The organism is Tardiphaga sp. 172_B4_N1_3 (assembly GCF_052076035.1).
Lineage (GTDB): Bacteria > Pseudomonadota > Alphaproteobacteria > Rhizobiales > Xanthobacteraceae > Tardiphaga > Tardiphaga robiniae.
In genome coordinates this window covers 5,869,358-5,881,560 of sequence record NZ_CP197238.1, presented here as the reverse complement: position 1 = coordinate 5,881,560, position 12,203 = coordinate 5,869,358, and the positions used below count along the sequence as shown (strand labels likewise).

The 12,203-nt window shown below is 62.1% G+C and carries 10 protein-coding genes; 2 read left to right on the top strand and 8 right to left on the bottom strand.

Features of this window, described 5'->3' with window-relative positions:
- Window positions 1-199: 199 nt before the first annotated feature.
- The 8 genes from AB7783_RS27720 to petA form a co-directional block, all read right to left on the bottom strand.
- Window positions 200-679, bottom strand: a complete 480-nt coding sequence (locus AB7783_RS27720; protein ID WP_441279387.1) for a GNAT family N-acetyltransferase — start codon at window positions 677-679, stop codon at window positions 200-202.
- Between the two features lie 55 nt (window positions 680-734).
- Window positions 735-1,169 carry a GNAT family N-acetyltransferase gene (locus AB7783_RS27715; protein ID WP_441279386.1) on the bottom strand — a complete coding sequence of 145 codons (435 nt, stop codon included), beginning with the start codon at window positions 1,167-1,169 and terminating at the stop codon, window positions 735-737.
- 65 nt (window positions 1,170-1,234) lie between these two features.
- Window positions 1,235-1,909 (bottom strand): dienelactone hydrolase family protein, encoded by a 675-nt coding sequence (locus tag AB7783_RS27710; RefSeq protein ID WP_439062122.1) that lies wholly within the window; start codon window positions 1,907-1,909, stop codon window positions 1,235-1,237.
- Window positions 1,910-1,958: 49 nt separating this feature from the next.
- Window positions 1,959-3,236, bottom strand: coding sequence for a flavin-containing monooxygenase (locus tag AB7783_RS27705; RefSeq protein WP_441279385.1), 1,278 nt, complete (start codon window positions 3,234-3,236; stop codon window positions 1,959-1,961).
- Window positions 3,233-4,201, bottom strand: a complete 969-nt coding sequence (locus AB7783_RS27700; protein WP_441279384.1) for an SDR family oxidoreductase — start codon at window positions 4,199-4,201, stop codon at window positions 3,233-3,235. Before AB7783_RS27700 ends, AB7783_RS27705 begins: the two co-directional genes overlap by 4 nt.
- Complete coding sequence (locus tag AB7783_RS27695) at window positions 4,198-5,097, bottom strand: bile acid:sodium symporter family protein (RefSeq protein ID WP_441279383.1); 900 nt, start codon at window positions 5,095-5,097, stop codon at window positions 4,198-4,200. The genes AB7783_RS27700 and AB7783_RS27695 overlap by 4 nt, the downstream gene beginning before the upstream one ends.
- A gap of 198 nt (window positions 5,098-5,295) precedes the next feature.
- Window positions 5,296-7,365: a cytochrome c1 gene (locus AB7783_RS27690; protein WP_441279382.1), complete on the bottom strand. Its 2,070-nt coding sequence runs from the start codon at window positions 7,363-7,365 to the stop codon at window positions 5,296-5,298.
- Between the two features lie 59 nt (window positions 7,366-7,424).
- Window positions 7,425-7,952 carry a ubiquinol-cytochrome c reductase iron-sulfur subunit gene (gene petA / locus AB7783_RS27685; protein ID WP_068733107.1) on the bottom strand — a complete coding sequence of 176 codons (528 nt, stop codon included), beginning with the start codon at window positions 7,950-7,952 and terminating at the stop codon, window positions 7,425-7,427.
- Between the two features lie 647 nt (window positions 7,953-8,599).
- Here petA and AB7783_RS27680 point away from each other — a divergent pair.
- Both AB7783_RS27680 and fsrB read left to right on the top strand, forming a co-directional pair.
- Window positions 8,600-10,798 (top strand): TonB-dependent siderophore receptor, encoded by a 2,199-nt coding sequence (locus tag AB7783_RS27680; protein WP_441279381.1) that lies wholly within the window; start codon window positions 8,600-8,602, stop codon window positions 10,796-10,798.
- A gap of 106 nt (window positions 10,799-10,904) precedes the next feature.
- Entirely contained in the window at window positions 10,905-12,194 is a 1,290-nt protein-coding gene (fsrB, locus tag AB7783_RS27675; RefSeq protein ID WP_309947729.1) for a siderophore utilization protein FsrB, read from the top strand.
- The last annotated feature ends 9 nt before the right edge of the window (window positions 12,195-12,203 follow it).

Below are 12,203 nucleotides of genomic sequence, written 5' to 3'. Positions count from 1 at the left end.
CTTAGGAAACATGCCGGAGGGGGCGCCACACAGAACAAACAAGCAAAGGCCGTCGCACTGCGATGGCGGCCTTCGACGATTGAAAATAAGCAAATCGCACCGACCACCTCTTCAGGAGGTGCGCCACCAACGACGGCTGTTGCGGACAGGGGTGCTCATGGCGGGCAAATCACCATGGCCGGCCCGGAAGGTCAAGGGACTAAACGGCCTCCGGCCGCTCCCGGACGAATACCGTCAGTTTGAGCACCCCGACGCCGTCCTCGATCGGGGTCCAGCCGATGCTCTCGTACCAGGCCCGACGGGGCGGGGCAGCGCAGAGATAGACCCGGGCATGCCCCCGGGAGAAGGCCTCCAGGCAGGCCCGCTCGATCAGCGCCGGGGCGATGCCCTGTTTGCGGACATCTGGCTCGGTCCAGACCGCCGCCACCCAGGGCGTATATTGCGGGCGCTCGTCGAGATCGGACACCAGCAGCGACGCCATGCCCAGAAAGTTGGATTTGCGATGGGCCACCAGCGCGACCGGCAGGTCGGTCCCCTGCATGTTCTCGCGCAGCCGCTCGACGATATAGGCCTCGGGCACGCCATGGCGCTTCCACCACGCCTGCCAGATCCGATCGGCGACGATGTCGAAGAAGTCGGCCTGCTGGCGCAAATCGGAAATGGTGTAGTCGGATGTCATTGGCCTCGACCTACAGGGTCAGGCCTGTCGCATCAAGCTGCCACGCGGCTATGCGTCACGATGTGTGAGATTCACCGGTGAGCCGCTTCAGCATGGGAAAGGATGACGTCGTGCCGAATTTTCCCTGTGGCACTCCGCAGTCTTCATAGCCGGCAGACAGATACAGGCGATGGGCTGTCTCGGTACTGATCAGATGGCAGACATCGTTCCCATGGTCCCGTGCGGTCACCTCAAGCTGTGCCAGCATCGCCTTGCTGACGCCGCGGAACCGGGCATCCGGCGAGACGTAGTTGCACGTAATCTCGCCATCGTGTCTGACGATGCCGACGGCGAGCACTGTTTCTTCCTCGACCGCAACGAGAACGAAATTGTCCGGATGGGCGATCCAGCCCTCCACTATTTTAGGATTCTTGTTGGCGAGCCAACGTCTCAGGATCGCCGGATCGTCATGATGATCGGCGCCGCAGAGCTCGGCGATGGAGCGGCGCAAGACATCGCATATCTCGGCCGCTTCATCGGGGGGCGCTCTGCGGATCAGCATCCGATCGTAGGACCTCAGCCCAGGTGCTTCTTGAAGAACGCGGTCGCGCGGCCCCAGGCGAGTTCGGCGGCTTCACGGTCATGTACGCTGACGCGTTGTTCGTTGACGAAAGCGTGGTCGGCATCATAGCGGAAGAATTCGGCGGACTTGCCGGCAGCCTTCAGGCCGCTCTCGAACGCATCGACCACCGCAGGCGTGCACCAGTCGTCGCGATTGGCGAAATGGCCCTGCAGCGGTACCTGCACATCGGCGGGCTTGGCGGCCTGCTCCGGCGGAATGCCATAGAACGCCACGGCGGCCTTCAATTCGGGGATCTTGCACGAACCGATGATGGTCACCGCGCCGCCGAGGCAGAAGCCGGTAAGGCCGACCTTGGCGCCGTTGCGCGACAGGTACTGTGCAGCGCCGCGCACGGTCTGGGTGGTAGCATCCATGAAATCGAGCGAGTTCATCTCTTTGCCGGCAGCGTCCGTGTCGTGATAGGGCACGACCACGCCGTTATAGAGATCAGGCGCCAGCGCATCGAAGCCGGCCAGCGCAAGACGATCGGCCAGGCCCTTGATCTGCTCTTGAAGACCCCACCATTCCTGGATGACGACGACGCCCGGCGCGTTGCCGGCCTGGGCATTGGCGAGATAGCCCTTGGCTTCCTTGCCGTCGGGGCGCTTGAAGCTGATCGATGTTCCCATGATGTCCTCCGCTGGAATGGTTCGGGGCAACTTATAGACCCCTCACGTGTCAACTCAACCGGGCCAGCGCGCGCTGCAGGTCTCGCTTGTAGGTCAGAAAATCGACAAACAGTCCGTGTTCGCCGCCGTCCCGCCGTGGCGGTTGCGCGAACCATTGCGTGATCTCCTGCCGCAGCGCTGCTGCCGCATCCGGCCGCGCGGCCTTGGCCGCGAGATAGGCTGCGATCACGCGGGCCTGCAATGCACGCCCTTCCCAGCCCACGCCCGCGCCTTCCAGCAGCCCGGCCACATACAGGCCGTTATCCTCCGACGGAAACATGTTCATGAACAGCCTGGGCGCACCGATCGCGTCCTGCCAATCGAGTGCACGGAGATCGCCGAGGAACGGAAACGTGATCCGGTAGCCGGTCGCAAGCAACACCAGATCGACCTCGTCGCAGCGGCCATCGGCGAACACGACCGACTTGCCGTTGAATTCGCGGACAGGCTTGCGCAGAGCGACATCGCCCTGGCCGAGATGCTGCAGCACCAGCGAATTGACGATCGGTGTGCGGTCATAAAGCCGATGCTGCGGCTTCGGCAGACCGAAACGGTCCGGCGCGCCGACGATGAAGCGGAGGATCGGCTCGTGCAGCCTTGAGCGCAGGTTCTTCGGGATGATGAAGCGCTTCGGCTTGTGATTGCCTTCATCCGCCGGCTTGCCAGCGAGAAACTTCGGCACGAAATGATTGCCGCCGCGCACGCTCCACAACACCTTATCCGCGCGATGGATTGCATCCACGACAATGTCGCAGCCGGTATTGCCCATGCCCACCACCAGCACGCGCTGGCCGGCGAAGATATCGGCGGTCTTGTAGTCCTTGGCATGCATCAGTGGGCCATCAAAGGTGCCTGACGTTTTGGGGATCAGGGGATCGCTGAGATGGCCATTGGCGATGATGACGCCGGCATAGTCTGCCGACGTGCCGTCGCTGAAAGCAGCGTGCCATCCACTTTCCTGCCGCGTCAGGCTGCGCAGGCCGGTGTTGAAGCGGATCAGCGGATAGAGATCGAAATGCCGGGCATAGCTCTGCAGATAATCCAGCACCTGACGATGGCCGGGATAGGCCGGCCAGTCCTCCGGCATCGGGAAATCCGCAAAGGCCGTGGTGCGCTTCGACGAGATCAGATGCGTCGAGGCATAGACCGCACTCGGCGCCGCGCCATACAGCCACTGCCCGCCAATATCGGCATTCTGCTCGACGGCTTCCACAGCATGGCCAGCGGCCTTCAGGCTCTGGATTGCGGCAAGACCTGCGGGACCGGCGCCGATGACGAGGAAAGTCATGACATCAGCTCCGGGCGTTCGTCGCGATAGCGTTCGAACACGGCGCGCGCATCAAGCTTGGGCGAATAACCGAATTCGGATTTGAGCCGGGTGTTGTCGAGCACCGGACGATACTGGATGAATTTGACATTCTGCGGCGTCAGTTTGGTCAGCCCGAGCGCATGGAGCAACCACAGCGCGCCCTTCATCACCGCGGGCGGAATTGGAATGAACGGCTTGCCATTCAGCTGCGCGATCTCGCGCAGACTGAGCGTACCATCGCCGGCGAGATTATAGATGCCGCCCTTGCCGGTGCGCACGGCCTGCGCCAGCACCGCAACCACATCGGAATCAGCGATCAGCGAGAACGGCGTTGCAGTGCCGCTCAGACCGGTCACGACGGGGCGCTCGAACAATGCAGTGATCTGGTTGTTCGTGGTCGGCCCCAGCACCGTGCAGGGGCGAAACACGGTCTGCCGCAATTGTGGATGATCGCTACGCCAGCGCGCCAGCATCTCCTCGACCTCACGCTTGTTGCGCGCATAGGGAAAGTCCTCGTTGCCGCGCAGCGGATCGGTCTCGCGCAGCGGCACGGGATTGTCGGCGTGATAGCCATAGGCCGCGCCACTCGAGGTCACGATGAGGTGGTCGACACCAGCCGCAAGACAGGCTTCCAGCACATTGCGCGTGCCCAGCACGTCGATCTCGTAGTCACGCTGCGGATCGCCGCCGACGGCGACGACCGAGGCGAGATGCACCACAGCACGTGGCTTCACGCGGGCGATGATCTCTTTCAAGCCGGGATCGCGAATGTCGCCGTGCTCATAGGCAACGCCGTCGAGGCGCTTTTGCAACGGTACCTCGCGCAGATCGAGCGCTGTCACCGGCCCGTCGCCGCCGGCCGCGAATGCGCGCAGCAAAGCACTACCAATGAAGCCTGCCGCGCCGGTGATCAGCACGCCGCTATTCGCCATCGCGTCGCTCATGCCGCACCTTCAATGCGTGCCGGATGCGGGTCGCGCCGTTTCCACCAGGCCGCCAGCGCCCAGCCGGAGACGAGGTGCCAGACTCCCCAGCCAGCGGCGACCAGCGCTGCGCCGCCAAGGCCGTCGAATTGCGTGAGGATCAGCGCCAATCCCAATCCGGAATTATGCATGCTGACTTCAATGGTGAGCGCGCGGGTGTCGTAGTCGCTGAGCCCAAGGATCTTCGCTACGCCCCAGCCGAGTGCGACGGCGATCGCGTTATGCAGCACGACGAAGGGCAGCACCGAGGTCGAGAACACCGAGATGTAGCGCCAGTTGGTGACGGTTGCGGCGACGATGAAGCCGATCAGGAACACGAAAGACAATATCTGCAGCGGCCGGCGCAGACGGTCGGCCACCCCCGGCAGATGACGCACCGTGAGCAGACCGGCAACCATCGGCACGCCGAGCAGCAGCACGGTCGATCCGATAAACGAGACGGGATCGACGCTCACCTGGCGCAGCAGGGCGGCGGTTTGCGGATTGAGCCCGGCCCAGAACAGGATGTTCAGCGGCGTCGTGACGGACGCGAGCAAGCTGGAGATGCCAGTCATCGACACCGACAGCGCGGTGTTGCCGCGCGCCATATGGGTGATGAGATTGGAGATGTTCCCGCCAGGACAGGCCGCCACCACCATCATGCCAAGCGCGATGGAGGGCTGCGGCTTCAACACCATGGTGATCGCCCATGTGACCGCCGGCAGGAGGATCAGTTGCGCGGCGAGCCCCGCGAGCGGCGCCGCCGGACGTCGGAACACATCGACGAAATCGGCGACGCGAAGATCGAGCGCGACGCCATACATGATCAGCGCCAGCACGATGCCGAGCGCCATCTGGCCACCCGGACTGATGTTCAACAGAATATCGTCGATCGCCGCGCCCGCCATCCATCCCCCGATGAGCGTGGATATCCGTGACGCTCACCGAGCCCGCGTCTCCCGCCTTTGCGCAAAGCTTAATCAACGGTTCCCCGAGAATCCATGGTCCGGGCGCGCACAGGCTGAAAACGAAAAAGGGCCCCATCAGGGGCCCTTTTGAAAGAATGGTTGCGATGCTCAGTGAGCGTTCGCCCAGACCTTCTTCTTCGTGAAATACATCAGGAACGCGAAGATGATCAGGAACACCATCACCTGCAAGCCGATACGCTTCCGGGCCTCGAGATGCGGTTCTGCGGTCCACATCAGGAAAGTCGCGACGTCCTTGGCGTAGTTCTCGACCTTCTGCGGGGTGCCGTCATCGTAGGTCACCTGATCGTCGGAGATCGGCTTCGGCATCTTGATGGCGTGGCCGGGGAAGTACTTGTTGTAATACGCGCCCGGCGGCAGCGCGAAATCCTTCGGCGCCGGATCGACATAGCCCTGCAGCAGGGCGTCGATATAGTTCGGGCCCTTCTCCTGAAACTGGGTGAAGAAGTCGAACACGAATTGCGGGAAGCCGCGGTCGTAGTTGCGGGCCTTGGCCATCAGCGACAGATCCGGCGGATAGGCACCGCCATTGGCTGCGCGCGCCGCGTTCTCGTTCGGGAACGGCTTGGGGAATGGATCCGCGAGACGACCAGGACGTTCGAACATATCGCCGGCGTCGTTCGGACCGTCCTGCACCTTGATCTCGGATGCCACTGCCAGCGCCTGAGCCGCAGAGAAGCCCGGGCCGCCCACGTCCGCGAGGTTGCGGAAGTGGATCAGGCTCATCGAGTGACAGGTCGAGCAGACTTCCTTGTAGACCTTGTAACCGCGCTGCAGGGCACCGCGGTCAAACTTGCCGAAAGGGCCGGCAAATGACCAGCTCAGAGACGGCGGCGTCGGGCCGCCATGCTCGTCGGCAGCCTTGGCGCTCTGCGTGCCGCCGGCCATCAGACCACCGGCGAGAACCAGCGCGACGATCGCGGAGACTGCCTTCTTGCCGTATTTGGCCAGCACATCGTCAGCGATCGAGTTCGGCACTGCGCGCGGCGTTTCGATACGGCTGAGGATCGGCAGCACGATCAGGAAGTAGGCGAAGTAGCAGAAGGTCAGGACACGGCCGGCGATGATGTAGATGCCTTCCGCGGGCTTGCCGCCGAGCCAGCCGAGCAGGACAGCCACCACGACGAACATCCAGAAGAACTGCTTGGCCAGCGGACGATACTTCGACGACTTGGTCTTGGCGGTATCGAGCCACGGCAGGAAGGCCAGCACGATGATCGCCGAGAACATCGCGATGACGCCGCCGAGCTTGCTCGGGATCGAACGCAGGATGGCGTAGAACGGCAGGTAGTACCATTCCGGCACGATATGCGCGGGCGTCACACCCGGATTGGCCGGGATGTAGTTATCGGGATCGCCGAGATAGTTCGGGATGTAGAACACGAACCAGGCGTAGAAGATCATGAAGCAGACCATGCCGAAACCATCCTTGATGGTCGCGTAGGGCGTGAACGGCACGGTATCCTTCTCGGTCTTCGGCTCGACGCCGGCCGGATTGTTCTGACCGGCGACATGCAGCGCCCAGACGTGCAGCACGACGACGCCGGCGATGACGAAGGGCAGCAGGTAATGCAGCGAGAAGAAGCGGTTCAGCGTCGGATTGCCGACCGAATAGCCGCCCCACAGCAACGTCACGATGCTCTCGCCCACATAGGGAATCGCGGAGAACAGGTTGGTGATGACGGTGGCGCCCCAGAAGCTCATCTGGCCCCACGGCAGCACGTAGCCCATGAAACCAGTCGCCATCATCAGAAGGTAGATGATCACGCCAAGGATCCAGAGGATTTCGCGCGGCGCCTTGTACGACCCGTAATACAGGCCACGCAGCATATGGATGTAGACGGCGATGAAGAACATCGATGCGCCGTTGGAGTGCAGATAACGCAACAGCCAGCCGTAATTCACATCGCGGACAATGCTCTCGACCGAATTGAACGCCATATCCACATGCGGCGTGTAGTGCATCGCCAGGATCACGCCGGTGACGATCTGCACGCCGAGCATGAAGGAGAGGATGCCGCCGAACGTCCACCAGTAATTCAGGTTACGCGGTGTCGGATAGGCAACGAAGGAGGAATGGACGAGGCCGATAATTGGCAGACGCTTTTCAATCCACTGCAAAGCGGGATTGGTCGGCTGGTAGGTCGATGGTCCGCTCATGATGCGATCCTGAGAAGAGAAAAACACTATCGGCGCGAGATCGGATGGGATCCGACAGCTCAGCCGATCTTGATCTTGGTGTCAGAGACGAAGGCGTAAGGCGGGATCGGCAGGTTGAGCGGCGCCGGACCCTGACGGATGCGGCCCGAAGTGTCGTAGACCGAACCGTGGCAGGGGCAGAAAAAGCCGTCGTAAGCGCCTTCGTGAGCAATCGGGATGCAGCCCAGATGGGTGCAGATGCCGATGACGACCAACCACTGGTCGTGGCCTTCCTTGACGCGGGCCTGATCGGTCTGCGGATCGGGCAGGCTCGACACCGGAACGGCGCGCGCCTCTTCGACCTGCTTCTTGGTCCGGTTCATGATGTAGATCGGCTTGCCGCGCCAGAACACCTTGATGTCCTGCCCCTCGGCGATGGGGGCCAGATCGACCTCGATCGGCGCACCCGCCGCGATGGTCGAAGCATCTGGATTCATTTGAGAAATCAGCGGCCAGACGGCGGCTGCGGCGCCCACTGCAGCCACTGCCCCAGTGGCCACGAACAAGAAATCACGGCGCGTGTGTTCCGCCGAAGACGTTGTCGTCACGATCCCAACCCTTTCTTATCTGCAGCCGGCTTAGACACCCCCGGTCACGCCTTTGCGTTGACCTGAAGCAAAAAACCGACGCCCGCGATTCTCCCCACGGCGGCAGAGGCCTACTAGTCCTTGCCTAACAGGCAGAACACGCAGTCCAGAATCGTTCTATTGGCACCCTTGGTGCGGCAGTGCAAGCCTACGATCGGCGAAGCAAGATGCGATGCACCACAGAATCAACGCCTTTCCGCGCGGCGGATAATTCGGCACGTCGTGACTATAGGAAACAGCCATCAGGCTTTTGGCGGGACAAGGGATCGCGATTCGCAGTCGATCGCGCTCCGCCGATTTTCCGGACACCTCTCGCGCACTACGATTCGCGCGACCGCCAGGCAAAAACGGCAACAATTCATGATCGTGAATAATTCTGCGTCGTTTCAGCAACAAATCGCGCTCAAGTAGCGCGTTTGAAGACGTTCTAAATCGCTAATTCTGTTCTCATTCTTCGCCTGCGCTAAAGCGAAAGCATCCAAATTTTACCGGTAGAGCCGGCCTAACTGGGGCATCGCAGCGTCATGACAACATCCCACTTCATCGAATCGGCAACTCGGCTGCATGTGCTTCGGGCTCTATGTCTTTGCGCCGTCAGCGGTCTCGCTTTGTCGATTCCGACAGGTACTGCCGACGCTCAGTCTGCCCTGCCGCCAGTGACGGTGGATGCGCCGCAGCAGCGTACGCGTCCGGCGACGGCCAGGCCGACCCAGCGCACATCGACCAGCCGCGCCGCCCGCACCAATCGCACGGCCCGTGCGCCGCAGGCGGCACCGGTGGCACCAGCCAATCCCAACGCCGGTGAGCGCGCCGGCGGCCCCGTGATCGGCTTCGTCGCCAATCGCAGCGGCTCCGCCACCAAGACCGACACCCCGATCATGGAAACTCCGCAATCGATTTCGGTGATCACCTCCGACCAGATCAAGACCCAGGATGCGCAGACGCTCACCCAGGCCCTGCGCTACACCGCGGGCGCCAATGGCGACGTCAATGGCGGTTCCGACACCCGCAATGGCGGCATCCAGATCCGCGGCTTCGACATGACGCAGCAGGGGCTGTATCTCGATGGCCTGCGGCTGCCCAGCACGCCCTATATCCATTTCGACAGCCTCGATCCCTTCGGCGCGTCTCGTCTCGAAGTGCTGAAAGGGCCGTCCTCGGTGATGTATGGTGGCAGCGGACCGGGCGGCATTCTCAACTATGTCAGCAAGCTGCCGACCGCCCGTCAGTTCGGCGAAATCTCGGTGTCAGGCGGCAGTTTCGACCGCTATCAGGGCGAGTTCGATTTTGGCGGCCCCGCCAACAAGGAAGGCACGGTACTCTATCGCCTGACCGGCCTGGTCCGTGACGGCGGCACGCAGGTCGATGACGCCAGGGACAGCCGCGTCTTCATCGCGCCGGCCGTCACCTTCAAGCCGAACGAAGACACCACACTCACAGTGCTGGCGAATTATCAGAAGGAGAAGAACGGCTGGGGTCTGCAGTTCCTGCCGGCATCCGGCACGATCTATCCGAATGCGGGCCGTATCATCCCTATCAACCGCAACACTGGCGAACCCGGCTTCAACAGATACGACAACGAGATCGCTTCGGTTGGCTACCTGTTCGCGCATAACATCAACGACAACCTGACCTTCCGGCAGAACCTGCGCTACTCGTGGATGCACAACGAATCCGACAGCATCAATGCCGGCGGTTACCTCGACGAAGCCGCCGGGCTGCTCTACCGCTACGGCGGATCATCGGCCTCGACGATCAACTCCATCGCCGTCGACAACCAGCTGGAGGGCCACTTCACCACCGGCATCCTGAGCCACACCACGCTGTTCGGCATAGACTATCGAAACACGACATCGACCGACGTCAACACGAGCTACAGCGCCGATCCCCTCAACGTCTTCAACCCCGTCTACACCAACACCTGGACCAAGGGCGCCCTCTACGAAGACTATCGCGTGAAGCAATCGCAGGTCGGCATCTATGCCCAGGACCAGATCAAGCTCGGCCGGCTCTCGGTCCAGCTCGGCGGCCGGCAGGATTTCGCCAAGACGACCTACGACAACTACATGGACGGTTCATCGACCTCCACCGACGCCTCGGCCTTCACCGGTCGTGCGGGCGTGATCTACAATTTCGACAGCGGCGTGGCGCCCTATTACAGCTACTCGGAGTCGTTCCTGCCGGTGCTGAACATCGCCAATGGCAGTCTGCTGGCGCCGGAAACAGCGCATCAGCATGAGGTCGGCATCAAGTATCAGCCGGTCGGCATCAATGCGATGATCACGCTTGCCGCCTTCGACCTGACCCGGCAAAATGTCGTTCGCTTCCTGCCTGTTGCGCCATTCACGGCGATTCAAACCGGCGAGGTCAATTCTCGCGGCATCGAACTGGAAGCCACCGCCACCCTCGCCGCCGGCTTCAATGTCCGCGCCGCCTATTCCTACATCGACATCGAAGTCACCAAGGATCCGGTGAATGTTGGCAAGGCTCTGACCACCGTGCCGATGAATCGCTTAGGCATCTGGAGCGACTACACGATGCAAGGCGGCCTGTTCGAGGGCGTCCAGGTCGGCGGCGGCATTCGCTATATCGGCGATAGCTGGGCCGACGATGCCAACACAAGCAAGGTGCCGGGAGCCACCGTGGTCGACGCGCTACTGGCCTATAATCAGAAGAACTACCGGCTCGCGCTCAACGTCACCAACATTGCGGACACCCGCTATGTTTCATCCTGCTACAGCCCCGTTTATGGTTGCTTCTACGGTGACTCGCGCAAAGTCGTCGCCAAGCTGACCTATCGCTGGTGAACATTAGAATCACCCTAAAACGCGACAATACGCCACCGCCGGTCTCTCGACCGGCAGTGGCGACACTTGGTAGTAAACGCGACGACAACAACACGGGCGGAACGCCATGAGATCGATCTTCGGGCGCCTGCATCGCTGGGCTGGACTCCTCACCGCCGCCTTCCTGTTCTTCTCGGGCGTCACCGGCGCGGTTATCTCGTGGGATCACGAGCTTGACGATCTTCTCAACAGCAAGCTGAAGGATGTCACCACCGCAGGCCCCGCCAAACCGTCGATCGAACTCGCGGGCTTGATCGAGCAGCGCGATCCGCGCGCGCGCGTGATCCACATGTACATGACGCCGGAAAAGAATGAGTCGCTCTCGTTCTTTGTTCTGCCGCGGATCGATCCCACGACAAGCAAGCGTTACACACTCGATTACAATCAGATCTTCCTCGATCCCAACACCGGCGAGGAACTCGGCCGCCGCTATTGGGGCGCCGTCTGGCCCGTGACCCGCGAGAACTTCGTCTCGTTCCTCTACAAGCTGCATTACACAATGCACATCCCGGAATTCTGGGGCAGCGACCGCTGGGGCATGCGCATCCTCGGCGTCATCGCCATCATCTGGACCATCGATTGCTTCATCGGATTCTATCTGACACTGCCATCGCGCAAACGCGTCAAGGCGGGAGCCGCTCCCGCCGTCGCGCGCGAACTCGGCAAGGGGTTCTGGGCGCGCTGGAAGCCGGCCTGGATGATCAAGACCTCGGGCAGCGCCTACCGGATCAATTTCGACATCCACCGCGCCTTCAGCCTGTGGACCTGGGCCCTGCTCTTCATCATCGCGTTCACGGCGTTCTCGCTGAACCTGTATTTCGAAGTCTTTTCGCCGCTGATGAAGAAGTTCTCGGACTACACGCCGACGCCTTACGAGCAGCGTGAGTATCGTCACCTCGATAATCCGATCGAACCCAAGATGACCTGGGCCCAGATCCTCGAGCGCGCCACCGCCGACGGCAAGGCGCGCGGCTGGACCACACCGATCGGCTCGCTGTTCTACGGCCCGGCACACGGCGTGTATCAGGTGTTCTTCTTCGAGCCTGGCGACGATCACGGCGCCGCAGGCGTCGGCCCGCCGTCGCTTTTTTACGACAGCGAGGACGGCCGTCCGCTCGGCGCAAAGCTGCCCTGGGTCGGCACCGCCGCCGACATCTTCGTGCAGATGCAGTTCCCGATGCATTCGGGACGAATCCTGGGTTTGCCCGGCCGCATCCTGATTTCGGCGATGGGCCTGGTCGTGGCGGCGCTCTCAGTGACCGGCGTGGTGATCTGGTGGCGCAAGCGCCGCGCACGCGTGAAGGTACGCGAGACAACGGAAACACGTTCGAATACGCGACTCGCGCCGGCTGAGTAGAGCCGCCGG